The following is a 25,155-nucleotide window of genomic DNA, read 5'->3' as shown; positions in this document are numbered from 1 at the left end:
ATTACCGTGAACTTCACATCCAGGCCCGCCCTGGTTCTTTCCTCCACGGAAGCCGCCATGACCGTCTCCAGCCGTTGGATCCCCCTGTTCCTGGTCGGGAGCGCCCTGCTGGCCCAGGCTCCCCCTCCGCCGCCACCGCCCCCGCCGCCGGCGCCCCCGGCTCCGATGATCGGGGTGGACGTGCCCTCCGGCTCGCGCACGGAGCAGCGCACGGAGAAGCTGGCCTACGGGTCGAAGCTCTGGGTGAAGAACCGCAACGGCGGCATCCGGGTGACCGGCTGGGACAAGGAGGAGGTCGCCCTCACCGCCCAGATCCGCGACAGCGAGAAACGCCGGGTGGAGCTGGTGCTCCAGCGGAAGGGATCGGACCTGGACATCGAGGCGATGTTCCAGCAGCCCTCCTGGAGTTTCGGCGTCTACATCAGCCCCCGCTGCGAGATGACGCTCCAGGTGCCCCACCGGGTCCTGGGCTATTTCCGCACCACCAACGGCACCGTGGCCGTGGAGCACCTCGAGGGCTACGCCCGTTGCGAGGCCACCAACGGCGCCATCCTGGTCGCGGACGTGCGGGGCGAGGTCCAGGCGGACACCACCAACGGCCCCATCGAGGCCCGGAACCTGGCGGCCCGGATCAAGGGCGGTACCACCAACGGACGCATCGTCCTCGAGGATGTGGCCGGCGGCATCCGCCTGGAAACCACCAACGGCAGCGTCCGGGCCCGGAACCTGGACGGCTGGGGCGAGGGCATCTACCTGGAATCCACCAACGGCAGCATCGAGGTGGAGCTGGGCAAGGCCACGGGCGAGCTGATGGCCGAGAACAGCAACGGCTCCATGGACGTCAAGGTCCCTGGCGCGCAGATCGTCGAGATCACCAAGCACAGCGCCCACGTGAAGGTGCCCGGCCGGGCTCAGCAGATCCGCCTTGAAACCACCAACGGCAGCATCCGGGTGAAGTAGTACCCTACGGACCATGCGACGCCTGGTCCTGCCCCTTCTTGCCGTCCTCGGCCTGAGCGCCCAGGCGCCCCTCCTCGACTCCCGCACGGAGGACGTGCAGGAGCGGCGCCTGGCGAACGGCGTCCGGCTCCTGGTGGTGGAGCGGCGGGCCGTGACCGCCTTCCATGCGGCCCTGGTCTTCCGGGGCGGCAGGGCGGAGGAACCCCCGCCGCTGGCGGGCGCCACGGATCTGCTGGCCCGGGCCCTCTACGGCGCCACCTGGCCTGAGGATCTGGAACCGGCCAAGGGGAACGGCTCGCTCGATGCCCTGCTCAAGGAAGAGGAGGGCCTGCTGGAGGCCCTGCGACTGGAGCAGCTCCGCCAGCGGAAGGCGCCCGAAGCCGCGAGCCAGGCGCAGGCCCTGGGAGCCAGCCTCTGGACCCTCCACCAGGCCGTGCGGGCCCGCTATTCCACCTCGCCCCTGGCGGATCTCTACGTGGCCCGCGGCGGACGCCAGACGGCCACCGCCGGGGCCGACGCCCTGCTGGTCCAGGTCGAACTGCCCGCCTCGGACTTCGAGTTCTGGTGCCGCACCGAGGCCCAGCGGCTGACCGTCCTCCAACTCAGCCGGTTTTCCGAAGCCCGCGCCGCCCTGGCGGCGGAGCTGCGATCCCGGGGCCCCCAGGGCCTGCCGATGATCCAGGGCGCCGCCCTGCCCGGCCACCCGTACGGCCGCGACCTGGCGGACCACCTTCCCGCCCTGGAGGCCATGCGCCGCTCGGACCTCCAGGCCTGGGCCCGCCGCGCCTGCCGGCCGGATCAGCTCACCGTGGTGCTGGTGGGCAGCCTCAGCATGGATTCGGCCCTGCCCTTCGTGGAGCGGACCTTCGGGGCCCTGCCCGCCGGCGCGGCCAGTGCCTCGACGGAGGACCCCCTCCTGCCGGAGATCCCCGCGGACCTCGGCGACCGGCGCATCCAGGCCAGCCTGGGCGGGACCCCCGCCCTGCTGGTGGGCTGGCGCATCCCGGCGCGCCCGCACCGGGACCACCTGGCCCTGCGCATGGCCGCCCGCCTCCTGGAGGGCCCCTCGGGCCGCCTGGCCCAGCGGCTGGTGCGCCAGAAGGCCGTGGCCCAGTCCGCCGAAATGTGGATGGATGTTCCGGGGGGCCGCCTGCCCGGCCTGCTGGTGGTCCGCGCCGTGCCGTCGGAAGGCCACAGCCTCGCGGAGCTCGAAGGCGCCCTGCACACGGAGATCCTGCGGCTCCAGCAGGAGCCCATCCCCACGGACGAGTGGCAGCGCGCCTTGACCCAGATCGACGTGGAGCAGCTCCGCATCCAGGATGAGCCCGGAGCCCTCGCCTCGACCCTGGCGCGCGCCTGGGTGGAGGCCGGGGACTGGCGGCAGGCGGAACAGGAGGTCCAGCGCCTGCGGAACCTTGGGCCGGAGATGGTCCAGCTGGCCACCCGGACCTGGCTGAACCCGAGCCACCGGACGACCCTCTGGCTGCAGTCGGGCACGGACGAGAGCCAGGATCCCCTGGAGGCCGAGACGGCCCGGGTGCTGAAGGCCCTCGCGGCCACCCGCATCGAGGACCTGGCCCAGCGGGAACACCTGGTCTCGGAGGGGCTCCGCCAGCTCCGCATGCTCAGCCTCGACGAGCGCCGCCGGACCCTCAAGCTCCTGGAAGCCCAGCTCGCGCCGGAGAAGCGATGAGACCCCTGGCGGCCCTGGCCGCGATCCTCCTCAGCCTCCCGGGGCAGGCCCAGACCTCGATCCGGCCCCAGACCTTCAGCCTGCCCAACGGGATGCGGGTGGTCCTCCTGGAGGATCACGAGCGCCCCCTGGTCCGGGCCCGCCTGAACGTGCTCCTGAGCCGCGACCTGGAGGCGGCCCACCCGGGCCTGGCGGCCCTGGCCCTGCGCGTCCTGGGGCATTCGGACGCCGGCGCCTTCAGCGTCGACGAGTTCGAGCAGCTCCTGGCCGGGGCCGGCATCGAGCTGGTTCCCGCCCTCCAGACGGACGGCCTCTCCTGGAGCCTCCTGGCCCGGAGCCGCGATCAGGACCTGGCCCTGGGCCTGCTGGCGGATCGCGCCTTCCGCTCGGTGGCCACCTCCCTCACCCTCGAGACCGATCGCCTGGCCACCTGGCGTGAGACGGAGCGCCTGGAGGCCTCCCCCCGGGCCAAGCTGCGCCTGCTGCTGGAACCGGACTGGACCCTCCAGGCCCCTACGCTCGAGCACTTGTCCGCCATCAACCACCCGGATCTGCTGGCCTTCTACGCCGGCGCATTGAGGCCCGATCGGGCGGTGCTGATCCTCCAGGGCGACCTCGGCCTGGAGCAGGCCAAGCGCCTCGTGCTCCTCAGCTTCGGCACCTGGACGGTCCAGGCGCAGCCGCCGGTTCCCGCCCCTGTCCAGGCCACCCCTCAGACTGCCGCCGCACCAGCGCCCGCAGCCGCTTCAGCCCCCGCTCCCGCGGCCCCGCAGGCTCCCCGGATCCTGGTCCGGAATCCTCGACCCGCCCTCATGGCCATGGCGGTGGCGGCCCAGCCGGAGGACCTGGACCCGGAATCAGCGGCGCTTCTCGCCCTGCTCCTTCCCGGAGACCCGGCCCTGGCTCCCGCGCAGCTCCGATTGGAGGGTCTGGACCTGGTGGGCGAGCTGGAGTCGGATCCCTCCGGATCCGCGGCCAGCGCCGAGACCTCGATGCTGGAGCGCCTCCAGGCCATCCGTCAGCGCGGCTTCACCGAGACGGACCTCCGCCGCGCCCAGGCCGCCTGGTCCGAAAGCCGCGCCCTCATCACCCTCCACCCGGAAGCCCAGGTGGCCGAGGCCCTGGCCGACGCGCGGGGACGGTCGGTCTCTCCCGCGCGCGTGAATGCGCTCACGGTGGAGGCCCTGAACCAGGGGCTCCGCCGGTGGCTGGACCCGGCCCGCATCCGGACCGGGGTCCTCGCCGGCCCCGTCGGCCCCTGATCAGACCTGCACGCCGAACCGTCCGGCCAGATCCAGGTACCGGGCCCGGATCCCTTCGATGACGGCCTCCGGCAGGTGCGGCGCCGGCGGCTGCTTGTTCCAGCCCGGAAGCGTCTCCAGGTAGTCGCGGAGGAACTGCTTGTCCAGGCTAGGCGGGTTCTTCCCCGGCGCCCAGCTGTCCGCCAGCCAGTAGCGGCTGCTGTCCGGCGTGAGGGCTTCGTCAATGAGGATCAGCTCGCCGGCATCGCTCAGGCCGAACTCGAATTTCGTATCCGCCAGGAGGATCCCCCGCTGGGCCGCCAGCTCCGCGCCGCGCTGGTAGAGGGCCAGGCTCAAGTCCCGCAGCCGCGCCGCCAGATCCGCGCCCACGATCTCCGCCATGCGCTCGAAGCTGATGTTCTCGTCGTGCCCTTCCTCCTCCTTGGTGGCGGGCGTGAAGATGGGCTCGGGCAGGCGATCCGCCAGGCGCAGGCCCGCCGGCAGCGGCACGCCGCAGACGGACTGGCCGCTCTGGTATTCCTTCCAGCCGGTGCCCGCCAGGTAGCCGCGCACCACGCACTCCACGGGCATGGGCCGGGTCTTCTCCACCACCACGGCGCGGCCGGCCAGGGCCTCGCGGTAGGGTTCCAGAGCCGCTGGCCAGGCGGGGTTGCCGCGGAAGTGGTTGGGCACCAGGTCCTCGGTGGCCTCGAACCAGTAGGACGCCACCGCCGTGAGGATGCGCCCCTTGTCCGGGATGCCCTCGGGCATCACGCAATCGAAGGCGCTGATGCGGTCCGTGGCCACGATGAGCAGCTGCTTGCCCAGGTCATACACATCCCGGACCTTGCCCCGGCGGAAGACGGGAAAGGGGAGATCGGTGCTCAACACGACGGCCATGAAGCCTCCAGAGTCGAAACATCCATCCTAGCGGTCGGCCGTCACCGGTCCGTCACTGATCGCTGACAGCTGATAGCCGACAGCTGATAACTCCTAAACCAGATCCGGAAGGCGCCTGGGCGTGGGGGCGGACCAGTTGAGGCCTCCGGGCAGCAAGGCGTAGCGGTTCATCACGCCCGCCCACCGGGCCAGCTCCGATTCGCGCACGGCGCCCTCGGGCCCCGTGAGGGGCAGGCCCAGGAACTGGAGGAAGTCCTGGATCTCGGCGCCGGAGACGCCGAGAAGGGGCGGCAGGGCGTCCAGGGGATGGACCCGGTCCCCGGCCGGGGGCTCCAGCAGCCGGTAGTCGAAGGTCTCCCTCAGCACCGAAGCCGTGGCGGCGGGATCCAGCTCCTGGGCCGCGTCCAGGTGCGGGAACGGGTTGCCCCCCAGCATCCCCAGGGCCTGGGCCATGCCGAGGTGGCCCAGCAGGTGGACCGGCTGGGCCTTCAGGACGGCCTCGAAGGCCGCCCGGGCCTCTCGCGCGCGCGCCAGGCGCAGTTGGGCCTCACCCAGACGCAGCTGCGCCTCCAGGCGCCCGGGCTCGGCCTTGACCCACCGCTCGGCCACGGCCGCCATCTCCTCGGCCATGCCCTGGTCGCGGAAAAAGGTGGTCAGGTAGGCGAGGCTGGCGACATCCTTGGGCGCGAGGAGCAGCAGGCGATCCAGGACCTCGGCGGCCCGGAGGGCCTGGCCCTCCTGGTCCAGGCGGTTCGCCCAGTCCCGCAGGATCTCCACTTGGCGGGCCACGGGATGGTTCGGCGTCGAACGCGCCGCCTCGGCCGGATGGAGCAGCTGGGTCCTGACCCACAGGTAGCGCAGGGGGTTGCGCCCCTCGGGGCCGGGCAGTTCCTCCTCGATGGCGTGGATAACGGTCTTGAGGCCGTGTTCCCAGAGGGGCGGCACCGGCATCTGCACGTGCGTCCGCAGCTGGCGGCTCAGGGGATCGAGCGCGTTGCCGGCCCTTCCCAGGTGCAGGTGCAGGCGGATCAGGTCCATGCCGGGCTCCGGCCCGGACTGGAAGGCCACCCGCAGGGCGAGCTCGCCCGTATCGGGGTCGAAGCCGTCCAGGATCAGGAAGCGAAGGTGGGCCCGCATGACCTGAGGTTAACAAGATGCCGGGACCGGCGGAGGTTGACCACAGCCTCCGGAGGCCCGATGATGCCATATCTGCCGGATTGGGGGATTCTATGCGCAGGCAACTGCTTTCACTCGCGGCGCTCGCCGCCATGACTGCCCTCCCGGCCTCCGCCGGCGAGGTCGGCGTGCTGCTGGACAAGCAGGTGGGCAAGGCCCAGGCTGCTTCCTTCGGCACGGGCCAGAAGTACGATGCCGTGAGCCCCACGGGCTTCGCCATCCGCGGCGGCTTTGACGTCGTGGACCTGAAGGTGGCTGCCCTCCAGCTGAACGCCACGTGGCACAACAAGACCACCGGCGATCTGACTTACGGCGGCACCAAGTACGGAGAGCTGGAGAACCAGTACTGGGCCGTGGGCGCCATGGTGAATTGGAAGCTCCTGGTGAACGTGGGCGCCGGCGTGGAATACCGCTCCGAGAGCCTCACCTTCCGCCCCACCGCGGGCACCAGCACGGACAGCACCCTGGGCCGCCCCTGGGCCCGCGTGAACGTGGGCTTCAGCATCCCGACCCCCATCGTCAGCCCCTTCTTCACGCTGGAGGTGGCCGCGCCCCTCACCAAGAAGGACACCACGGCCACCTACAAGGACTTGAGCGAGGCGCTGGCTCCCCAGGTGCAGATCGGCATCTACGGCGGCATCCGCTTCTAGACCCGTCCGCTCTACGAAAAAGGGGCGCCTCCGGCGTCCCTTTTTCGTATGATGAGTCCACTTACACCGAGGAGCGATGGAACTCAGGATCCTGGGCTGCAGCGGCGGAGAGGTCGAGGGCGAGCGCCTCACGGGCCTGCTCGTCAACGGCTGCGTGGCCATCGATGCCGGCTCGCTGACCGCGGCCCTCACAGTGGCCGAGCAGGTGGCCATCCAGCATGTGTTCCTCAGCCACTCGCACCTGGACCACATCTGCACCCTGCCCTTCTTCACCAAGAACATCTTCGGGCACACCCACGAGGCCGTGGAGATCCACGCCCTGCCCGAGACCCTCGACGTGCTGCGGCGCCACCTCTTCAACGACGAGCTGTGGCCCGACTTCAGCGTGATTCCCAGCCCCAACGATCCCACCATCCGCTACACGGAGATCGAGCCCGAGCGCACCTACCGCGTCTGCGGCCTGGCCATCACGCCCATCCGCGTGAACCACCTGGTCCCCTGCGTCGGCTACAAGGTGGACGACGGGAAGGACGCCTTCATCTTCACCAGCGACACCGCGGGGACGGATCGCATCTGGGCGGAAGCCAACGCCACGCCCAACCTGCGCCTGGTGATCACGGAGGCCAGCTTCCCCAACGAACAGGCCGGGCTCGCCGAGGCTTCCAAGCACCTGACCCCCGCCATGCTCGGAACCGAGCTCCGTAAGCTCACCCGCGACGTGCCCGTGAGGATCTACCACCTCACCCCCGGCGACAAGGCCACCATGCTGCCCCAGATCCAGGCCCTGGGCGACCGCCGGGTCAGCCTGCTGGCCCAGGACGAGCGGCTGGTCTGGTAGGGGACGGTCAAGCCTCCGGAAAGGCCGCCCGGATCGCGGCCAGCGCTTCTTCGTAGGCGGCGGGGAACGCCTCCAGGAGGTTGCGCGCGGCCTCCCACTCGCCAGCGCGGAGGTGCTCCTCCATCCGGTGGCCCAGCTCGGCGAAGCGCTGGAGCCCCATGGTCCCCAGGGCCCCCTTCAGCTGGTGGGCCTCCGGTATCGCGGCGTCGCCGTCCTCGCGCGCCAGGGCCTGCCGCAGGGCGGCCATCCGGGCGGGGACATCCGCCTCCAGCAGCCCGATCAGCTCCGTCACCAGGCCCGGTTCCGCCCCCATCTCCAGGAGGTCCTGGAGGGGGCGGGGATCGAGGACGGGCAGAAGGTCCGGCAAGACGGCTCCGACAGGAAGACTTCACCCGCCCTCATCGGCCCCGGGCAGCGGGTCCATGAGGACGGGTGGAAGGTGTCGGGAGACGAAGCGATCAGAATCCGTGGCCGGCCGGGTGGCCCGCGGCCTGGAGGCGGATGAGGCTGGCGTCGAGGGCGGCCTGGGCGGAGGCCAGGTCATGCTCCGTCTGGGCCTCCTTGAGGAGCTTCAGGGCATGCTGGCGATCCGCCTCGACGCGCTCGAGGTCGATCATGTCCACGGTCTCGCTCTCGCGGGCCAGGATGGTGACGCGATCGGGGCCCACTTCCGCGAAGCCCCCGAACACCGTGAGCCAGTGCTTCTGGCCATCCTGCACGTAGTAGAGCAGGCCGTCGCCCACCTCGGTCATCAGGGGCGTGTGGCCCGGCAGGATGCCGTAGTAGCCGCGGGCCGCGGTGGGGAACTGCACCTCGGCCACCTCGGCCGAGAAGACCGGCCGCTCCGGGGTCACCACTTCCAGTTTGATGGTTTGGGACATGGCAGGCTCTTTTCAATGCTCGGAATCCGCTTTCGCGGATTCCGAGTTGGAGAAAGACAAGGCTACACCGCGGCCAGTTTTTCGGCCTTCTCGACGGCTTCCTCGATGGTGCCGACGAGGTAGAAGGCCTGCTCGGGCAGGTGGTCCCACTTGCCGTCGCAGATCTCGCTGAAGCCCTTGATGCTGTCCTCGAGCTTCACGTACTTGCCCTGCATGCCCGTGAACTGCTCGGCCACGAAGAAGGGCTGGCTGAGGAAGCGCTGGATCTTGCGGGCGCGGGCCACGACCAGCTTGTCGTCCTCGGAGAGCTCGTCCATGCCGAGGATGGCGATGATGTCCTGCAGCTCCTTATACTTCTGCAGGATCGCCTTCACGCGCATGGCGGTGTTGTAGTGCAGGTCGCCCAGGATGCGGGGATCCAGCAGGCGGCTGGTGGAAGCCAGGGGGTCCACGGCGGGGTAGATGCCCAGGGCCGCGATCTCACGGGAGAGGTTCGTGGTGGCGTCCAGGTGGGCGAAGGTGGTGGCGGGCGCGGGATCCGTGTAGTCGTCCGCGGGCACGTAGACGGCCTGCACCGAGGTGATGGAGCCCTTCTTGGTGGAGGTGATGCGCTCCTGCAGCTCGCCCATCTCCGTGGCCAGCGTGGGCTGGTAGCCCACGGCGGAGGGCATGCGGCCCAGCAGCGCGGACACTTCGGCGCCGGCCTGGGTGAAGCGGAAGATGTTGTCCACGAAGAGCAGCACGTCCTTGCCTTCCACGTCGCGGAAGTACTCGGCGACGGTGAGGCCGGTCAGCGCCACGCGGGCACGGGCTCCGGGGGGTTCGGTCATCTGGCCGTAGATGAGCGCCACCTTGCTCTTGGAGATGTCGTCCTTGTTGATGACGCCGGAATCCATCATCTCGTGCCAGAGGTCGTTGCCCTCGCGGGTGCGCTCGCCCACGCCGGCGAACACTGAGTAGCCGCCGTGGCCCTTGGCGATGTTGTTGATGAGCTCCATGATCAGCACGGTCTTGCCCACGCCGGCGCCGCCGAAGAGGCCCGTCTTGCCGCCCTTCGCGTAGGGTTCCAGCAGATCGATGACCTTGATGCCCGTCTCGAACATCTCGGAGGAGGTGTTCAGCTCTTCGTACTTGGGAGCCTCGCGGTGGATGGGCAGGGTCATCTTGTGGCCGATGGGGCCGCGCTCGTCCACGGGGTCGCCCACCACGTTGATGATGCGCCCCAGGGTCTCGGGGCCCACGGGCACGTTGATGGCCTTGCCGGTGTCGGTCACGATCTGGCCGCGGATCATGCCTTCCGTGGGCTGCATGGAGACGCAGCGCACGCGGTTCTCGCCGAGGTGCTGCTGCACCTCCAGCGTCACCGTGACGCCGGCGATCTCGGTATGCAGGGCGTTCATGATCTCGGGCAGGTGGGCGTCGAACTCGACGTCCACGGCGGGACCGACGATGGCGATCACGCGGCCTTGAAGTTGGTTGGACATGGGAACCTCGACGAAGGAATAGGCGGAGGGCTAGGCGTTGGCGCCCGACACGATCTCGATGATCTGGTTGGTGATGCTGGCCTGGCGGATCTTGTTCATGGTCAGCGTCAGCTTGGCGATCATCTCGCCGGCGTTGTTGCTGGCCTTGTCCATGGCCGCCATGCGGGCGCCGTGCTCGGAGGCGCTGCTCTCCAGGAGGTTGCGCAGCAGCTCCGTCTCCACGAAGCGGGGCAGCAGGGTCTCCAGCACCGCGTTGGGATCAGGCTCGAGCAGGTGGGGCACCTCGGCGGCCTCGCGGCTCTCGGTGCGCCGGTCCAGCTCCATGGGGAAGACCTTGAAGACCGTGGGCGTCTGCGCCACAGGGCTGTTGAAGTAGTTGTAGATGACGTAGAGCGCGTCGATCTCCCCCGCGTGGTACTGGGCGGCGGCGCCTTCGGAAATCTCCGTCACCACACGCTGGAAACCCGCGAGGGGGATGTTCAGGTATTCCCCGGTGGCGGTCAGCTTGCGCTTGCGCGCCCACTCGGCCGCGCGCTTGCCGACCACGTCCAGATGCACGATCTCGGCCTGGGTTTCCGTGGCGAAGGCGGTGGCGGCCTTGAGCACGTTGGCGTTGAAGCCGCCGCAGAGTCCCTTGTCCGAAGCCACGAGGACCACGCGGATGCGCTTCTCCTCGCGGGGGGTCAGGAAGGCCTGGGCGGCGGGGCCCGGCTGGATCTCGGAATCACCCTTGATGCGGCCCACGACGCGCTGGACGACGTCCATCATCTTCCCGGCGTAGGGGCGCAGGGCCACCAGGCGTTCCTGGGACTTCCGCAGCTTCACCGCGGAAATCATCTTCATGGCCTTGGTGACCTGCTGGGTGTTCTTCACCGACCGGATGCGGCGGCGAATGTCCTGGAGACCGGCCATCGGACTAGGCTCCCGCGGCCTGGTTCAGGGAGGCCACGAAGGTCTCCTTGAAGGTCGCCACCTGGGCCTTGAGCTGGGCCTTGGCGTCGTCGCTCAGCACCTTGGTGTCGCGGATGCCGCGGAGCAGCTCCGGGGCGTTCACGTCGAGGTAGGCCATGAACTCGCTCTCGAACCGGCGCACCTGGGCCACCGGCAGGTCATCCACGTAGCCGTTGGTGGCGGCCCAGATGCTGACGACCTGCTTCTCCACGGACATGGGCTGGTACTGGCCCTGCTTCAGGATCTCGACGAGCCGCTGGCCGCGGTTCAGCTGGGCCAGGGTGGCCTTGTCCAGATCGGAGCCGAACTGAGCGAAGGCCGCGAGCTCGCGGTATTGGGCGAGGTCGAGCTTGATGGTGCCGGCCACGGACTTCATGGCCTTCACCTGGGCGGAACCGCCCACGCGGCTCACGGAGATGCCCACGTTCACGGCGGGACGGACGCCCGCGTTGAAGAGGTCGCTCTCGAGGAAGATCTGACCGTCGGTGATGGAGATGACGTTGGTCGGGATGTAGGCGGACACGTCACCGGCCTGGGTCTCGATGACCGGCAGGGCGGTGAGCGAACCCGCGCCGCGCTCGTCGCTGAGCTTGCAGGCGCGCTCCAGCAGGCGGGAGTGGAGGTAGAACACGTCGCCGGGGTAGGCCTCACGTCCGGGAGGACGGCGCACCAGCAGGGAGATCTCGCGGTAGGCGGCGGCCTGCTTGGAGAGGTCGTCGTAGATGCAGAGCACGTGGCCGCCGGGGTTGTCCTTGCCCGCGGGCTTGCCGTCCTTGCCGTGCCACATGAAGTACTCGCCCAGGGCCGCGCCGGTCATGGGGGCCAGGAAGAGCAGCGGGGCGGCCTCGGAAGCGGAGGCGGCCACCACGATGGTGTGCTTCATGGCGTCGTACTCTTCCAGGGTCTTCACCACCTGGGCGATGGTGGAGCGCTTCTGGCCGATGGCGACGTAGATGCAGATGACGCCGGTGTCCTTCTGGTTGATGATCGTGTCCACCGCGACGGCGGTCTTGCCGGTCTGGCGATCGCCGATGATCAACTCGCGCTGGCCGCGGCCGATGGGGATCAGGCTGTCGATGGCCTTGAGGCCCGTCTGCATGGGCTCGTGGACGCTCTTACGGTCCACGATGCCGGGGGCGATGCGCTCGATGGGGTTGCTGGAGACCGCCTGGATCGGGCCCTTGCCATCGATGGGATTGCCCAGGGCGTCGATGACGCGGCCCACGAAGGCGGGGCCCACGGGCACGGACATGATCTTGCCGGTGCGCTTGACGGTGTCGCCTTCCTTGATGGCGGCGGCATCGCCCAGCAGGATGATGCCGACGTTGTCCTCCTCCAGGTTGAAGGCGAGGCCCATCACGCCGTGGGGCAGCTCCAGCAGCTCGCCGGCCATGGCCTTCTCGAGGCCGTAGGCGCGGGCGATGCCGTCGCCCACGCTGATGACGGTGCCGACTTCGGCCACGTCCACCTGGGCGTCGAAGCCTTCGATCTGGCTGCGGATGATGCGGGAGATCTCTTCCGCGCGGATGTCCATGAAGTCCTCCAAAACCTGCGAGTGAAAGCGAAGGGGATTAAGCCGAGAGGAGCTGCGTCTTGAGCTGGCGGAGCTGGCCCTGGAGCGAGGCGTCCAGGACCGTGGAGCCCACCTGGACCTTCAGGCCGCCGAGAAGGGCGGAATCCTGCTGCCAGGAGAGGCGGATGGTCTTGCCCGTGCGGGCGGCCAGCGACGCGACGAGGGCCTTGGACTGGGCCTCGCTCAGGGCTTGGGCGCTGGACACCCGGGCCTCCACGATGCCGGCCCGCTCGTCCACCAGCTCCGCGAAGGTGCGGTGGATGTCGGGAAGCAGGTTCAGGCGGCCGGCCTCGGTCACCACCCGGAAGAAGTGGCGGAGGGTCTGGCTCACCTTGGCGCTGGCGAGAATGGCCTCGAAGACCTCGGCCTTCCTGGTGGGCAGCACCAGGGGCGACGCCACCAGGCGGGTGAGGTCGGCATTGGCGGCCACGGTGGCGGCCACGGTGTCCAGCTCCTGCTGGAGCTGGGACACGTTGCCCTGCTTGTCGCCGATCTGGAGGAGGGCCTTGGCGTAGCGCCGGGCGGTCAGGCGGTTGCTCACTGGATACCCCCGGTCTGCTGGCCGATCTGGTGGATGGCGCGGTCGATGGCCTTGGCGGCGTCAGGGCCCGCCAGCTTGGCCTCCAGGCGCTTGGCGGCACCTTCGACGGCCAGCTCGGCCACGAGAGCCCGCAGTTCCTGCTCAGCCTGCCGCTTCTGGAAGCCAATCTCTGCCTGGGCCTGGGCCAGGATCTGGGCGGCCTCGGCTTTCGCGGCCTCCAGCACGCGCTGCTTCTCGGCCTCGGCGTCGGTCTCGGCCTTGGCCAGGATGCCCGCCAGCTCACCTTCGAGCCCAGCCATCTTGGCCTCCATCTCCTTCATCTGGGCCTCGCTCTCGGCCTTGTCCTTCTCCGCCTGGGCGAGCATCGTTTCCAGCTCCTCCTTGCGGGACTTGAACATGGCGGACAGGGCGCCCTTCAGCAGGAAGAAGAGGGCCGCGGCGTAGATGGCGAAGTTCAGCAGCTGGACGAGGAAGGCGCCCAGGTTGCCGTACGCCTTGCCGAAGAGCTTCATGGCCGGGCCGTGGTGGGCGCCGCCATGCGCTTCCTGACCGGCCGTTTCGTGACCGGCGGCCGCCTCGCCATGGGCTTCGGGCGCATGGCCTTCCGCGGGCTGGGCCTCATGCGCCGCAGGCTGGGCGCCGTGGCCGGCCGCAGGCGCCTCGTGCGCCTCAGCGGCGGGGGCTGCGTGGGAGTCTTGGGCCTGGGCCGACAGCCCGAGGGGGCTGAGCACCAGGGCGGCGGCGAGGGAGAGTCGGGTCAGGGTCTTCATGCTCGGGGTCTTCATGCTCAGGCCTGCTTCAGGAGGGTCTGGGCCATGGTCTCGGACAGGGCGTCCACCTGGGCCAGCAGGTTCTGCTTGGCTTCGGCCTGCTGCGCCTTCAAGGAAGCCACAGCGGCCTGACGCTCGGCCAGGGCCTTGGCCCGGGCCTCGTCAAGCAGCTGCTGCTTGTCCTTGCCGGCGGCATCCGCCAGGGCCTTGCGCCGCTCGAAGGCCTGCGCGCGGAGATCCTTCAGGCGGCCCTGATAATCCTTCTGACGGGCCTCCAGCTGCGCCGCGGCCTCGGCCTTGGCGTCTCCGCCGGCGCTCAGGTCCCGCTCCCGGTCGTCCATGACCTGGGTGATGGGCTTGAAGAACACCACCTTGAGGTAGATGTAGAGCACCACGAGCAGGACGATCACGAACAGGATGGCCGGCAGGTCCGGGCGCATGGGATCCGGCATCTGGGCCAGGATGCGCGCGACGGGGCCGTCCCCTTCCGGTGATCGGAGCGTCAGATTCGCCAGTTCCAGCAGCGCCACAGGCCACCCTCCAGAAACGTCCCAAGGCCACGGCCGAAGGGATCGGCCAGGGTCACACCGACACCAGCGAAAGGTCCCCGGGAACCCCTGGCACGGAAGTCTGAAAACCTTACCAGATCTGGAGGAAACCCTCAACGCAGACCTTTGGCCTTGACCCTTCCTGCATCCTGTGTGAGCATCATGGTTCGGCGATTCGGGCGATTAGCTCAGTCGGTAGAGCAGCTGCCTTACACGCAGCATGTCGGCGGTTCGAGCCCGTCATCGCCCACCAGATTCATCTGGTGAAAAAGCAAGGGGTTGTAGCTCAGTCGGTTAGAGTGCCGGCCTGTCACGCCGGAGGTCGCGGGTTCGAGCCCCGTCAGCCCCGCCAAAAAGCGCCCAGTCGGGCGCTTTTTGGCGTTTGGGGCGGACGGGGCTCGGACCCGCGAGTGGGATCGCAGAGGCGCCACTTGATGTGGCGCCGGAGCGAGACCGGCAGACGCAAGCCCAAAGGGCGCAGCGGCTGCGTTCGAGCCCCGTGGCGGCATGGGTCGGCACGAAAGGGGGGGAACGGCGGGGCTGACGGGGCTCGGACCCGCCCCGGCCGCGCATGCGCGGCCAGGATCCAGCGTCGAGTGGACTTGCGGAGACAGGGCTTGATGCCCTGTCCCCCGCGCCCCCGCCCCCCGCGTCGGTCGGCGCGCCCCGCGCCCGGCCCCCCCCCCCCCCCCCCCAAGGCCAGGGGACGCAAGCCCGCAGGGCGCCGCGGACCCGTTCGAGCCCCGTGACTGCATGGGTCGCCGCGAAAGGCGGAGAACGGCCAGATGCGAAAGGGCGCCGCCCTACCTCATCTCGCTCTTGAATGCCGCGATGTCCCTCCGCAGGATCGTGGCCCGGTTCTTGGCTTCGGTGGACTTCAGCTGGGGCGTCAGATCCGCCAGCTCCTGGTCAAGGCGATCCAGGGTCGCCAGCGGAGATTCTGTCTGGCTGGACGCATCCACCCCAAGGGCCTGGGACCGGCCGGCCGCCTGCCACTGCTCCCGCGCCCGCTGGAACTCCTCGCCCAGGGCGATGACCCGCTGTTCTTCCTGGGAGAGGGCCACCCAGGGAAGGCGGCCCGTCATGACGTAGTAGACCCCGGTGAACAGCCCAGCCACTACCAGGAAGACCACCAGAATCCTCTTCATGAACGCACCTCGTCGGATTTATCCTCCCCAGCTTACGGCGGAAGTGACGGCGAGTCCTCATTCGTGCGCTGTCTTTTCCCCTCCAGGCCGATAGACTGGAGGGCTTGGAACAGATATGAAACTGCCCCTCGTCGCCCTCTGCGGACGCCCCAATGTGGGCAAGTCCACCCTCTTCAATCGGCTCACCCGCAGCCGGGCGGCCCTGGTCCACGACCTGCCGGGCATGACCCGGGACCGCAGCTACGGCCGCGTCACCTGCCTCGACGACGAGGGGGTGGCCGAGGAGGTCTTCGAGCTGGTGGACACCGGTGGCCTCGACTTCGAGGGTGACGACGTCATCACCCAGGGCATCACCCGCATGGCCGAAGCGGCCCTGGGCGAGGCCCATGTCGCCATCCTGCTGGTGGACGGCCACGACGGCCTCACGGCCGGGGACGAGGAGATCGCCGCGCGCCTCCGCCGTCAGGGCAAGCCCATCCTGCTGGTCATCAACAAGCTGGACGGCATGAAAGGCGGCGCCCCCGACGCCGGGTTCTACGGCCTGGGCTTCGACGCCGTGCTGTCCATCTCGGCGGCCCATGGCTCCGGCGTGCCCGAGCTGCTGGAGGCCATCCGCGCCCGGCTGCCCTTCCACCGCACCCCCGAGGAAGCGGCGATCCACAACCTCTCGGATGAGCTGCGCTTCGCTCTCATCGGCCGTCCCAACGTGGGCAAGTCCTCCCTCACGAACCGCCTGCTGGGCTATGAGCGCAGCCTCGTCAGCGAGGTGGCCGGCACCACGCGGGACACGGTGGACACGGTCTTCCACGTGAAGGGGAAGGTCTACCGGATGATCGACACGGCCGGCATCCGCAAGAAGGGCAAGACCCACGAGGGTGCCGAGAAGCTCAGCATCCTCAAGGCCAAGCAGGCCATGGCCCGGGCCGACGTCAGCCTCCTGCTGCTGGACGCCGTGGAAGGTGCCACCCACCAGGACGCCGTCATCGCCGGCTACGCCCAGGAGGCCGGCGCCGCCGTCATCCTCGTGGTGAACAAGTGGGACCTGGTGGAGAAGGACACGCACACCATCTACGGCGCCGAGGAGGACCTCCGCCGCAGCCTGGGCTTCCTGCACCATGCGCCCATGATCTTCCTCTCCGCCCTGACTGGACAGCGGGTGTCCAAGCTGTTCGGCATGATCGACGAGCTGGCCGAGGCCCACGCCCGGCGCATCCCCACGGGCGAGCTGAACCGCTTCCTGCGCGAATCCGTGGCGGCCATGAGCCCCCACGCCGTGGACGGCAAGCTGCCCAAGCTCTACTTCATGACCCAGGTGGGCGTGCGGCCCCCCAGCTTCGTGGTGAAGGCCAACACGGACCGGGGCCTGCACTTCAGCTACGTGCGCTACCTGGAAAACCGCCTGCGCGAGCAGTTCGGCCTGGCGGGCGTGCCCCTGCGCCTCAGCGTCCAGAAGAAGCAGAAGGGCGAAGGCGAGGAGGCCGAGGTGGCCCCCGTGCGCCGCATCCTCGATCCCGGCGAGGGCCTCAAGCCCTCCCGCAGCAACGAGTCCCTCCAGGCCCAACGGGCGGACAGGGTGAAGGCCCGGCCCAAGCCCAAGAAGAAGGAGGGCCCCCGACCCGCAGCCAAGCAGGCTCCCCGCAAGGGCGCCGGCCCGAAGCGGGTCCGCCAGAAATCCACCAAGCGGCCCTAAGCCCCGGATCTGATCCCGGGGTTCCAGAAGGGCGCAATCCCTTCCGTGCCTTTGCTCAAAACGATCAAACCTGACCAATGGATTAATTATCAAACATTGGTATCAATAATTTTGTATCGTATATTTTTAAATAGAAATGATTCTCAAGAAAATTAACAAGCCTTAACTTGAGGGGTTGACGCGCGGTAGGGACTCTGGTTCCGACTTTCCGATCTTTTCACCCCCACCTAGCCTCCGTCCTCGCTTCGGCGAAGCGGGCAGGCCTCCCCCCCCTCAAGTCAAGGAGCCCCCCATGGCGATCTCCACGGGCCGTACGGCCCTGTCCTTCCTCACCGCGGCCCTCGCCGCGGGTTCCCTGAGCGCTCGGCTTCCGCAGGATTCGCCGCGCGCCGATGCGGCCGCCCAGCATCTGCTGGCCAGCCGCGCGCAGCTGGGGCTGGATGCGGACCACGCGTTCCTCCTCCGCGGCGCCCATGCCGACCAGCTCGGTCAGTCCCACGCCCACTTCCAGCAGACCTACAAGGGCGTGAAGGTGTGGGGCGGCGACGCCATCACCCATACCGCCAAGAACGGCTCGGAGCTGCCCCTCACCAACGCCCTGCTCAAGGGCATCCAGCTGAACGTGACCCCCTCCCTCGACGCCGCGGAGGCGCTGGCCGTCGTCCAGAGTGATCTGGCTCCCAAGGGCGCCTATGCCTACGCCCCGACGACCGAGCTCGTGGTCTACCCCGAGATGGCCGAGGTCGTCCGCGCCGGTCGCGCCGCCGCCGACCTGAACGCCGAGGACGTGTCCCGCGAAGTGCTCCGCTACGCCCTGGCCTACCACGTCCACACCGAGCTCGAGAACGACCAGGACGGCATCAAGCACACCGACTACCTGGTGGACGCGCACAACGGCGCCATCCTGAAGTCCTGGAACACCCTCCACACCACCGCGGCCACCGGCACCGGCAACAGCCAGTACAACGGCACGGTCTCCCTGCCCGCGAACTACACCGGCAGCACCTACGAGCTGCGCGACACGACCCGGGGCAGCGGCGGTTCCTTCGGCAACAACGTGGTCACCAACATGGCCCACGCCTCCACCAGCAGCACGGCCACGGGCACGATCTACACCGACGCCGACAACACCTGGGGTGACGGCGCCAACTATGTCGAAGGCGGCTCCACCACCGCCGCCAACGGCGAGACCGCGGCCGTGGACGCCATGTTCGGCATGATCAAGAGCTGGGACTTCTACAAGAACGTCTTCAGCCGCAACGGCATCGACGGCTCCGGCACCGCCACCTACAGCCGGGTTCACATCGGCAACGGCTACGACAACGCCTTCTGGTCCGACAGCTGCTTTTGCATGACCTATGGCGACGGCACCAGCTTCACCACGCTGACCGCCCTGGATGTGGCCGGCCACGAGATGAGCCACGGCGTCTGCGCCCGCACCGCCAACCTCACCTACTCCGGCGAGTCGGGCGGTCTGAACGAGTCCAACTCGGACATCTTCGGCACCATGATCGAGTTCTACGCCCGCGGCGGGTCGGGTTCCACCATCGGCAGCACCGGCGGCAACTGGACCATCGGCGAACAGCTGGCCACCAACCCCCTGCGCTGGATGTACAAGCCCAGCCTGGACGGCTCCAGCCCCGACGCCTGGTCCTCCACCATCGGCAACCTCGACGTGCACTATTCCAGCGGCCCCATGAACCGCTGCTTCTACTTCCTCAGCCAGGGCGCCACCACCAGCGGCAACACCAGCACCACCTACCTGCCGAACGGCATGACCGGCATCGGCAACGACGCCGCCGCCCGCATCTGGTTCCGGGCCCTCACCGTCTACATGACCTCCAGCACCAACTACGCCGGGGCCCGGACGGCCGCCATCAGCGCCGCCAAGGACCTCTACGGCGCCGGCAGCGCCCAAGAGCAGGCCGTGTGGAACGCCTTCCACGGCATCAACGTGGGCTCCGCCTGGACCAGCGGTTCCGGTGACACCACCGCTCCCACCGTGAGCGTCACCGAGAGCGGGACATCGGGCACCATCACCTTCACCGCCACCGCCAGCGACAACGTCGGCGTCACCAAGGTGGAGTTCTACGTGGACGGCGCCCTGAAGGGCACGGACACGGCCACGCCTTGGACCCTGTCCTTCGACAGCACCACGCTGACCAACGGGTCCCACAACCTGGTCGCCAAGGCCTATGACGCCGCCGGCAACGTGGGCACCAGCACCACCGTCGCCTTCAGCGTCTCCAACACCAGCGGGGGTGGCACGGAGCTGGTCCTGAACGGCGGCTTCGAGAGCGGCGCCACCAGCTGGACCCAGACCACCGGCGTCATCGGAACCTACACCGGCGAGCCCGCCCACGGCGGCTCCTACGATGCCTGGATGTGCGGCTACGGCTCCGCCCACACCGACTACATCTACCAGCAGATCGCCATCCCCAGCACCGCCACCGGGACCCTGACCTTCTGGCTCCACGTCGACACGGCGGAGACCACCACCACCACCGCCTACGACACCATGAAGGTCCAGGTCCTCAACACCTCCGGCACCGTGCTGGCCACCCTGGCCACCTACTCGAACCTGGACAAGGGCACGGGCTACACCCAGAAGTCGCTGAGCCTCAGCGCCTACAAGGGCCAGACCATCCGCCTGCGCTTCTACTCCGTGGAGGACAGCAGCCTCCAGACCTCCTTCGTCGTCGACGACGTGAGCGTCAAGTAGTCGGAACGAACCACGGAAAGGGCCGCCTCCGGGCGGCCCTTTTTCATGCTCTTCCGCAGCGGATCCCACCGCAAACGCCGGCCAATCCAGAATGTTCTTGCGGGTCACGGAAGACGCGGAAGAAGGCCGGAAAACACGGAAAAAGCACTTGGTACCCCAGCCCGGACATCCGGGCCTCCGGCCCCAGGTCGCGCTTAGCGCGGCCTGCTTCATGGGCGGCGGCCACGGCGGTCCTCGGAAGCCGTCCGGAGCCGCCGCCCGTGAAGGGATGTCCGCGGTGGGTCGAGTCCCTTCTGTGTCCTCTGTGCGCGCCCAACGGGCGCTTCTGTGCCTTCTGTGTCCCTGCTTTTCTGGCTGAGACCTGCAAGCCTAGAAAACCTGAATCAACCTTCCAGCAGCACCTTGGCATGCTCCAGGGCCTCAGGCCGGTCGGGGTGGCCTGAGAGGAGCCGGGCCAGCTCGCGGTTGCGGGTCTCGCCCGCCACCCAGCCCAGGGCGCTGCGGGTGCGGCCGCCTTCGGTCTCCTTGTGCAGGCGTCCGTGCCGGTCGGCCCGGGCCGCCACCTGGGCCAGGTGCGTCACAGCCAGCACCTGGTGGGCCTTCCCGAGCTCGGCCACAGCCTTGCCCACGGCCAGGGCCGTCTCACCGCCGAGACCCGCGTCCACCTCGTCCAGCACCAGGGTGAGGCCGTCCCTGACGCCTGCGCCGAGGGCGAGACCGGCCCCCACGAGCGACAGCATGAGGCGGCTCAGCTCGCCGCCGGAGGCGATCTTGGCCAGGGGGCGGAAGCCCTCGCCGGGGTTCGGCTCGATCCAGATGGCCAGGGCCGAGAAGCCCTGGGCCGCCACGCGGACGGGCCGGCCGCTCTGCTGGACGGGACTGCCCGGTTCCTCCGCCAGGGAGAGGCGCAGCTGGATCCGCGCCCCCTTCATGCCCAGACGGCCCAGTCGCTTCTGGACTTCCGCCTCGAGCTTCGGAATGGCCTCGGACCGGCGGCCGTGCAGCACCTCGGCCACCTGCCGGTAGGCCTCCGCGGCCTTCGCCAGGGCCTTCTCCAACTCCTTCACGGAGACGTCGCCGGCCAGCAGGGAGCGCTGCTCGTCCTTGAGGGCCTGCTGGTGCGTGGCCAGCTCCTCGGGCTCGCAGCGGTGGCGGCGGGCCAGGCGCTCGTAGAGGGCGAGGCGGGCCTCCATGGCTTCGATGCGGTCGGCGCCGGCCTGGGACCAGCGCAGGGCCTGGTCCTGAGCCAGAGCCAACAGGTCCTCCAGCTCCAGGACGGCGGACCGCAGGCGGTCCTGCTCGGCCACGGCGTCCGGCCAATGGGTCACGGCGCGCACCAGCGCCTTGTGGGCCAGCTCCACCTTGGGAATGCCCGCATCCAGGGCCTCGGCGGCCTCCCGGAAGGCCTGCTCCAGGTGGACGGCATGGCGCAGGGGCTCGCGGTCGGCCTTGAGCTGGGCCCACTCGCCGGGCTTCGGCGCCAGCTTCTCCAGGTCCGCCAGGGCCTCCGCCAGCTGCTCCAGGCGCTGTTCCCGCTCGGCCTCGCTGCGGCGTCGGGCCTTCAGGGCGGCCTCGGCCTCCCGCACCGAGGCCGCCTGGGATTCCAGGGCCGGCTCGATCCCCAGCACCTCGTCGATGAGCGTCAAGTGGCGGTCTTCGCCCAGCAACGACTGGTGGTCGTGCTGGCTGGTGAGGCGCATCCAGAGCCGGCCCGCGTCCCGCAGGTCCGCCAGGGCGCAGCTGGCGCCGTTGATCCAGGCCCGACTGCGGCCCGCTCCCACCTCGCGGCGCAGCACCACCGGCTGTTCCTCCGGCAGGCCACGCTCCGCCAGGAAAACCCGCCAGGCCTCGAAGCGGCCCTCCACCACGGCCTCCACCGTGGCCCGTTCCGCGCCGTGCCGCACCAGCTCCCCATCGCCCCGGGCGCCCACCAGCAGCGACAGCGCGTCCACCAGGAGGGACTTGCCCGCTCCAGTCTCGCCCGTCAGCACCGTGAAGCCCGGTCCCCAGTCCAGGGACAGGTCTTCCACCAGGGCCAGGTTCTGGATTCTGAGGGATGAGAGCATGGGACCAGTCTAGCGGAGCCCTCCGACCAGCCGGACCTCCCGAGCCGTCTCGTCGATGGCGAGCTCCAGCGCGGGGAGATCCCCCGGCGCCGGCCCATAGCCGGCAAGCAGCTCCGTCAGGCTCAGGCGCTGGCCCTCGTGGGGCGGGAAGAGGCTCCAGCGGGCGGCGTAGGCCAGGCCGTGGGGCATGCCGTCCGAGCCGAAGATCAGGTCCCTACCGGGGCGGAAGCCGACCCGGTCGATGAGCATGCGGAAGGGATTGTTCCGCGCCAGCATATCGGGGCCCAGACGGTCGCCGTAGTCCACGCTGTCGCTGGTGAAGTTGGGCTGCATGGAGAGCACCAGTCCCAGGTCCCGGGCCCGGCGGGCCTGGGCCTCGGTGATGAACTGGAGGTGCTCCAGACGGACCAGGGGAAAGCGGAGTCCCTGCCGGTCCAGGTCCTCCAGGGCCCCCAGCGCCTGGCCGATGGCCCGGTCCCCGATGGCGTGGATGGCCAGGGCCTTGCCGTGGGGGTGGAGGGCGGCCAGGGCCTGCCGCAAGCCCTCGTCGGTGTGGAGCAGGAGGCCCGGGGTCCCGTCCAGGAAGGGCTCAGCCAGGGCCGCCGTGCGGGCGCCCAGGGCCCCGTCGGTGAAGACCTTCAGGCCTGCGCATTCGGCCTTGGCCTCGGCGGGAAGGGCCTCGAAGATGACGGGAACCGTCCACCAGGGCATGCGATCCGCCCACCGGGAGGCCCGCATCACCCGCCAGGCCGCATCGCCCGTGAGGAGCAGGTCCTCCACGGCCCCGGTGCCCGTGGCTTCGAGACTCTGGATCCAGGCTTCCAGCTTGGCGGGCGTGAGGCCCGCCGTGCGGCCGTAGAGGACCAGGAGTCGGTCCAGGTTCCGCTCGCACCAGCCTGGATCGGCGTGCCGCGCCACCAGCTCCGAGTCTGTGTCCTGGAGCATCTCGGCGGCTCCGGGGCTGAGGCGCAGGCCGTGGAGGCTGAAGTTCACCAGGAGCAGGGGCGGCAGGCCTGCGAGGTCGGCTTCCGAGAGGGGCAGACGCCCGCTGTGCCAGCCCCGGACCAGGGAGAGTCGGTCCTCCGGCAGGGCCCGCATCAGGCGCAGTGCCGCGGCCGGGTTGGCGCAGGTCGAGAGGTCCAGGCAGCCCTGCAGGGCCGCATAAAGGCTCACGTGGGAGTGGTGGTCGAAGATGGGCGCGAAGCGGTGCGGCATGGGTCCCCGTCCGCCGCGATCAAAGGATCCCCAGCGGCGGCTGGCCCCATTGTCGCCGGCCCCTGGCCGTTGCGCCGGTCATACTGGCGGCAGGAGGAACCTCATGCAGTACCGGAAGCCCTGCGGCAGCGTCCTGGAAGCCATCGGCAACACGCCGCTGGTGCGGCTGCGCCGCGTGGTGTCGGACCTTCCGGCGGAGGTCTTCGCCAAGCTCGAGTTCCTGAACCCCATGGGCAGCAGCAAGGACCGCATCGCCAAGCACATGATCGAGGCGGCCGAGCGGGACGGCCGGCTGAAGCCCGGCGACACCATCATCGAGAACTCCTCGGGCAACACCGCCATGGGCCTGGCCCTCATGGCCATCCAGAAGGGCTACAAGCTTAAGGTCGTGGTGCGCGACACCATCAGCCAGGAGAAGCTGAACCAGCTGCTGGCCCTGGGCGCCCAGGTGCACAAGGTGGACACGAGCCTGCCGCCGGAGCATCCCGACAGCTACAACAACATCACGCCGCGCCTGGCGAAGGAGCTCCCCAACTGCTTCTTCCCCGACCAGCACGGCAACCGGGAAAACAATGCCGCCCACTACGCCGGCACGGGACCGGAGATCTGGGAGCAGATGGAGGGCCGCATCGACGTCCTGGTGGCGGGCGCCGGCACCGGCGGCACGATCGGGGGCGTGGGCCGCTACCTGAAAGAGAAGGATCCGAAGATCAAGGTCGTGGCCGTGGATCCCGTGGGCTCGGTGTTCACACCCCACTTCCGCGGAGAGAGGGAGCTGAAGGCCGGGCCCTACAAGATCGAGGGCCTGGGCGACGAGTTCCTCATCCCCACCATGGAGTTCGAGCTCATCGACGAGATGCTCCAGGTGACGGACCGCGACGCCTTCCTCCACGCGCGGCGGCTGGTGAAGGAGGAGGGGGTCCTGGGCGGCGGCTCCAGCGGAGCGGCACTGTGGGCGGTGCGGCAGGTGGCGGCCAAGCTGCCGCCCATGGGCCGCCCCGCGCGCATCGTCACCGTGTTCCCCGACGGCGCCGGCCGCTACCTCAGCAGCATCTTCAACGACGCCTGGCTGGCGGAGAGGGGCCTGCTCGAGGCGAAGGGATGACCGCCTTCTCCGGCACCTACGTCGACGCCATCCGCCAGGCCCTCTTCGACGCCATGGAGGCCGATCCCCGGGTCTGCTGCCTGGGTGAGGACATCGGCACGTACGGCGGCGCCTTCCGCGCCACGGAGGGCCTGCTGGAACGCTTCGGCGCGGACCGGGTGATCGACACGCCCATCTCCGAGCAGGCCATCGCCGGTGCGGCCATCGGCGCGGCCCTCATGGGCCAGCGCCCCGTGGCGGAGTTCCAGTTCATGGACTTCGCCCTGCTGGCCTCCGACCTCATGGTGAACTTCGCCGCCAAGGCCCACTGGCGCTGGGGTGCCACCGTGCCCGCCGTGTTCCGCGGCCCCTCCGGCGCCGGCAACGGCGGCGGCCCCTTCCACAGCCAGAACCCCGAGGGCCACTTCCTCGGCAGCCCCGGCCTGAAGGTAGTGGCTCCGGGCACCGTACGCGACGCCTACGCCCTCCTGCGCGCGGCCATCGACGACCCCGATCCTGTGCTGTTCTTCGAGCACAAGCACCTCTACCGTCGGCTCAAGGATGAGTGGGACGAGGCCCCCACGGCCCGGCTCGGGGAGGCGGCCCTGCGCAAGGACGGCTCGAAGGCCTGCGTGATCACCTACGGCGCCGCCCAGCACGTGGCGCTGGAAGCCGTGGCGGACCTGGACGTGGCGGTGCTGGATCTGCGCACTCTCTGGCCCCTGGACGACGAGACCATCGCCGAGCTCGCGAAGCGGACCCATCGCGTCCTGGTGCTCACCGAAGCCAGCCTCACCTACGGGCCCGGCGCCGAGCTGGCCGCTCGCATCGGCGAGACCTGCTTCGAGTGGCTGGACGCTCCGGTGCTGCGGGTGGGCGCCGCGGACACGCCGATCCCCGCCAGCCCTCCGCTGGAGGCGGCCTACCTGCCCGGAACGAAGGCGGTGCGATCCGCCCTGGACCATCTCCTGGCCTGGTAGATCCCTCGGAGGGCTCACCGCCTAGCCAAAGGCCCTGTCTGTGA

Annotated in this window: 22 protein-coding genes and 2 tRNA genes; 11 read left to right on the top strand and 13 right to left on the bottom strand. The window is 69.4% G+C overall.

The genetic code is table 11. The annotated features are described in order from the left end of the window. Positions 1-57 precede the first annotated feature (57 nt). From MLE64_RS10135 to MLE64_RS15805, 3 genes are read left to right on the top strand one after another with little or no spacing between them, the layout of a single operon-like run. Positions 58-960 carry a DUF4097 family beta strand repeat-containing protein gene (locus MLE64_RS10135; RefSeq protein ID WP_243317611.1) on the top strand — a complete coding sequence of 301 codons (903 nt, stop codon included), beginning with the start codon at positions 58-60 and terminating at the stop codon, positions 958-960. A gap of 13 nt (positions 961-973) precedes the next feature. Continuing rightward, the gene (locus MLE64_RS10130) at positions 974-2,653 is read left to right on the top strand and encodes a M16 family metallopeptidase (RefSeq protein WP_243317610.1); all 1,680 of its coding nucleotides are present in this window, start codon (positions 974-976) and stop codon (positions 2,651-2,653) included. Beyond that, positions 2,650-3,915, top strand: a complete 1,266-nt coding sequence (locus MLE64_RS15805; protein ID WP_279343028.1) for a M16 family metallopeptidase — start codon at positions 2,650-2,652, stop codon at positions 3,913-3,915. The genes MLE64_RS10130 and MLE64_RS15805 overlap by 4 nt, the downstream gene beginning before the upstream one ends. Here MLE64_RS15805 and MLE64_RS10120 read toward each other — a convergent pair whose 3' ends face one another. Continuing rightward, positions 3,916-4,794, bottom strand: coding sequence for a phosphoribosylaminoimidazolesuccinocarboxamide synthase (locus MLE64_RS10120; RefSeq protein WP_243317609.1), 879 nt, complete (start codon positions 4,792-4,794; stop codon positions 3,916-3,918). Positions 4,795-4,887: 93 nt separating this feature from the next. Further along, positions 4,888-5,931, bottom strand: coding sequence for a tetratricopeptide repeat protein (locus MLE64_RS10115; RefSeq protein ID WP_243317608.1), 1,044 nt, complete (start codon positions 5,929-5,931; stop codon positions 4,888-4,890). 92 nt (positions 5,932-6,023) lie between these two features. Here MLE64_RS10115 and MLE64_RS10110 point away from each other — a divergent pair, with 92 nt between their 5' ends. Further along, positions 6,024-6,620: a hypothetical protein gene (locus MLE64_RS10110; RefSeq protein ID WP_243317607.1), complete on the top strand. Its 597-nt coding sequence runs from the start codon at positions 6,024-6,026 to the stop codon at positions 6,618-6,620. Positions 6,621-6,696: 76 nt separating this feature from the next. Next, on the top strand, positions 6,697-7,458 hold the full coding sequence (locus MLE64_RS10105; RefSeq protein ID WP_243317606.1) for an MBL fold metallo-hydrolase: 762 nt from the start codon (positions 6,697-6,699) through the stop codon (positions 7,456-7,458). A gap of 7 nt (positions 7,459-7,465) precedes the next feature. Here the strand turns inward: MLE64_RS10105 and MLE64_RS10100 are convergent, their stop codons facing one another. From MLE64_RS10100 to MLE64_RS10065, 8 genes are all read right to left on the bottom strand, one after another. Then, on the bottom strand, positions 7,466-7,825 hold the full coding sequence (locus MLE64_RS10100) for an Hpt domain-containing protein (protein ID WP_243317605.1): 360 nt from the start codon (positions 7,823-7,825) through the stop codon (positions 7,466-7,468). A gap of 91 nt (positions 7,826-7,916) precedes the next feature. Next, positions 7,917-8,339 (bottom strand): ATP synthase F1 subunit epsilon, encoded by a 423-nt coding sequence (gene atpC / locus MLE64_RS10095; RefSeq protein ID WP_243317604.1) that lies wholly within the window; start codon positions 8,337-8,339, stop codon positions 7,917-7,919. Between the two features lie 62 nt (positions 8,340-8,401). Continuing rightward, positions 8,402-9,823, bottom strand: coding sequence for a F0F1 ATP synthase subunit beta (atpD, locus tag MLE64_RS10090; RefSeq protein WP_243317603.1), 1,422 nt, complete (start codon positions 9,821-9,823; stop codon positions 8,402-8,404). A 30-nt stretch (positions 9,824-9,853) separates the two neighbouring features. After that, the gene (atpG, locus tag MLE64_RS10085) at positions 9,854-10,735 is read right to left on the bottom strand and encodes an ATP synthase F1 subunit gamma (protein ID WP_243317602.1); all 882 of its coding nucleotides are present in this window, start codon (positions 10,733-10,735) and stop codon (positions 9,854-9,856) included. Between the two features lie 4 nt (positions 10,736-10,739). Beyond that, positions 10,740-12,308: a F0F1 ATP synthase subunit alpha gene (gene atpA, locus MLE64_RS10080; RefSeq protein ID WP_243317601.1), complete on the bottom strand. Its 1,569-nt coding sequence runs from the start codon at positions 12,306-12,308 to the stop codon at positions 10,740-10,742. 37 nt (positions 12,309-12,345) lie between these two features. Next, on the bottom strand, positions 12,346-12,888 hold the full coding sequence (gene atpH, locus MLE64_RS10075) for an ATP synthase F1 subunit delta (RefSeq protein WP_243317600.1): 543 nt from the start codon (positions 12,886-12,888) through the stop codon (positions 12,346-12,348). Then, entirely contained in the window at positions 12,885-13,658 is a 774-nt protein-coding gene (locus MLE64_RS10070; RefSeq protein WP_243317599.1) for an ATP synthase F0 subunit B, read from the bottom strand. Before MLE64_RS10070 ends, atpH begins: the two co-directional genes overlap by 4 nt. Positions 13,659-13,675: 17 nt before the next feature. Next, positions 13,676-14,188, bottom strand: coding sequence for a F0F1 ATP synthase subunit B family protein (locus MLE64_RS10065; protein WP_243317598.1), 513 nt, complete (start codon positions 14,186-14,188; stop codon positions 13,676-13,678). Between the two features lie 195 nt (positions 14,189-14,383). Between MLE64_RS10065 and MLE64_RS10060 the strand changes: the two genes are divergently transcribed. Both MLE64_RS10060 and MLE64_RS10055 read left to right on the top strand, forming a co-directional pair. After that, positions 14,384-14,459, top strand: a tRNA-Val gene (locus tag MLE64_RS10060). 22 nt (positions 14,460-14,481) lie between these two features. Continuing rightward, positions 14,482-14,558 (top strand) — tRNA-Asp (locus tag MLE64_RS10055). Between the two features lie 451 nt (positions 14,559-15,009). Here MLE64_RS10055 and MLE64_RS10050 read toward each other — a convergent pair. After that, on the bottom strand, positions 15,010-15,354 hold the full coding sequence (locus MLE64_RS10050; protein WP_243317597.1) for a hypothetical protein: 345 nt from the start codon (positions 15,352-15,354) through the stop codon (positions 15,010-15,012). Between the two features lie 115 nt (positions 15,355-15,469). On the opposite strand from MLE64_RS10050, the gene der reads away from it, so the two are divergent. Continuing rightward, positions 15,470-17,044 (top strand): ribosome biogenesis GTPase Der, encoded by a 1,575-nt coding sequence (gene der, locus MLE64_RS10045; RefSeq protein WP_243317596.1) that lies wholly within the window; start codon positions 15,470-15,472, stop codon positions 17,042-17,044. Positions 17,045-17,336: 292 nt separating this feature from the next. Then, a complete protein-coding gene (locus MLE64_RS10040; protein WP_243317595.1) occupies positions 17,337-19,766 on the top strand; it encodes a M4 family metallopeptidase in 2,430 nt (809 codons plus the stop codon). Positions 19,767-20,149: 383 nt separating this feature from the next. Here MLE64_RS10040 and MLE64_RS10035 read toward each other — a convergent pair whose 3' ends face one another. Then, positions 20,150-21,832, bottom strand: coding sequence for a DNA repair protein RecN (locus MLE64_RS10035; RefSeq protein WP_243317594.1), 1,683 nt, complete (start codon positions 21,830-21,832; stop codon positions 20,150-20,152). A 9-nt stretch (positions 21,833-21,841) separates the two neighbouring features. Further along, complete coding sequence (locus MLE64_RS15800) at positions 21,842-23,047, bottom strand: amidohydrolase family protein (protein WP_279343027.1); 1,206 nt, start codon at positions 23,045-23,047, stop codon at positions 21,842-21,844. Positions 23,048-23,150: 103 nt separating this feature from the next. Here MLE64_RS15800 and MLE64_RS10025 point away from each other — a divergent pair, with 103 nt between their 5' ends. Both MLE64_RS10025 and MLE64_RS10020 read left to right on the top strand, forming a co-directional pair. Next, positions 23,151-24,152: a PLP-dependent cysteine synthase family protein gene (locus MLE64_RS10025; protein WP_243317593.1), complete on the top strand. Its 1,002-nt coding sequence runs from the start codon at positions 23,151-23,153 to the stop codon at positions 24,150-24,152. Next, entirely contained in the window at positions 24,149-25,111 is a 963-nt protein-coding gene (locus tag MLE64_RS10020) for an alpha-ketoacid dehydrogenase subunit beta (RefSeq protein ID WP_243317592.1), read from the top strand. Before MLE64_RS10025 ends, MLE64_RS10020 begins: the two co-directional genes overlap by 4 nt. Positions 25,112-25,155 lie beyond the last annotated feature (44 nt).

The sequence above is a fragment of the Geothrix paludis genome, from assembly GCF_022808815.1.
GTDB classification, from domain to species: domain Bacteria; phylum Acidobacteriota; class Holophagae; order Holophagales; family Holophagaceae; genus Geothrix; species Geothrix paludis.
This window is presented reverse-complemented; position numbering and strand designations above follow the sequence as displayed.

Bases quoted from the DNA above. Each gene is read 5' to 3' on its own strand.
- MLE64_RS10110 (WP_243317607.1), top strand. From the start codon at position 6,024: ATGCGCAGGCAACTGCTTTCACTCGCGGCGCTCGCCGCCATGACTGCC.
- MLE64_RS10130 (WP_243317610.1), top strand. From the start codon at position 974: ATGCGACGCCTGGTCCTGCCCCTTCTTGCCGTCCTCGGCCTGAGCGCC.
- MLE64_RS10135 (WP_243317611.1), top strand. From the start codon at position 58: ATGACCGTCTCCAGCCGTTGGATCCCCCTGTTCCTGGTCGGGAGCGCC.
- MLE64_RS10040 (WP_243317595.1), top strand. From the start codon at position 17,337: ATGGCGATCTCCACGGGCCGTACGGCCCTGTCCTTCCTCACCGCGGCC.
- MLE64_RS10070 (WP_243317599.1), bottom strand. From the start codon at position 13,658: ATGAAGACCCTGACCCGACTCTCCCTCGCCGCCGCCCTGGTGCTCAGC.
- MLE64_RS10050 (WP_243317597.1), bottom strand. From the start codon at position 15,354: ATGAAGAGGATTCTGGTGGTCTTCCTGGTAGTGGCTGGGCTGTTCACC.
- atpC (WP_243317604.1), bottom strand. From the start codon at position 8,339: ATGTCCCAAACCATCAAACTGGAAGTGGTGACCCCGGAGCGGCCGGTC.
- atpG (WP_243317602.1), bottom strand. From the start codon at position 10,735: ATGGCCGGTCTCCAGGACATTCGCCGCCGCATCCGGTCGGTGAAGAAC.
- MLE64_RS10115 (WP_243317608.1), bottom strand. From the start codon at position 5,931: ATGCGGGCCCACCTTCGCTTCCTGATCCTGGACGGCTTCGACCCCGAT.
- MLE64_RS10035 (WP_243317594.1), bottom strand. From the start codon at position 21,832: ATGCTCTCATCCCTCAGAATCCAGAACCTGGCCCTGGTGGAAGACCTG.
- MLE64_RS10020 (WP_243317592.1), top strand. From the start codon at position 24,149: ATGACCGCCTTCTCCGGCACCTACGTCGACGCCATCCGCCAGGCCCTC.
- MLE64_RS10120 (WP_243317609.1), bottom strand. From the start codon at position 4,794: ATGGCCGTCGTGTTGAGCACCGATCTCCCCTTTCCCGTCTTCCGCCGG.
- MLE64_RS15805 (WP_279343028.1), top strand. From the start codon at position 2,650: ATGAGACCCCTGGCGGCCCTGGCCGCGATCCTCCTCAGCCTCCCGGGG.
- MLE64_RS10105 (WP_243317606.1), top strand. From the start codon at position 6,697: ATGGAACTCAGGATCCTGGGCTGCAGCGGCGGAGAGGTCGAGGGCGAG.
- MLE64_RS10025 (WP_243317593.1), top strand. From the start codon at position 23,151: ATGCAGTACCGGAAGCCCTGCGGCAGCGTCCTGGAAGCCATCGGCAAC.
- atpD (WP_243317603.1), bottom strand. From the start codon at position 9,823: ATGTCCAACCAACTTCAAGGCCGCGTGATCGCCATCGTCGGTCCCGCC.
- MLE64_RS15800 (WP_279343027.1), bottom strand. From the start codon at position 23,047: ATGCCGCACCGCTTCGCGCCCATCTTCGACCACCACTCCCACGTGAGC.
- der (WP_243317596.1), top strand. From the start codon at position 15,470: ATGAAACTGCCCCTCGTCGCCCTCTGCGGACGCCCCAATGTGGGCAAG.
- atpA (WP_243317601.1), bottom strand. From the start codon at position 12,308: ATGGACATCCGCGCGGAAGAGATCTCCCGCATCATCCGCAGCCAGATC.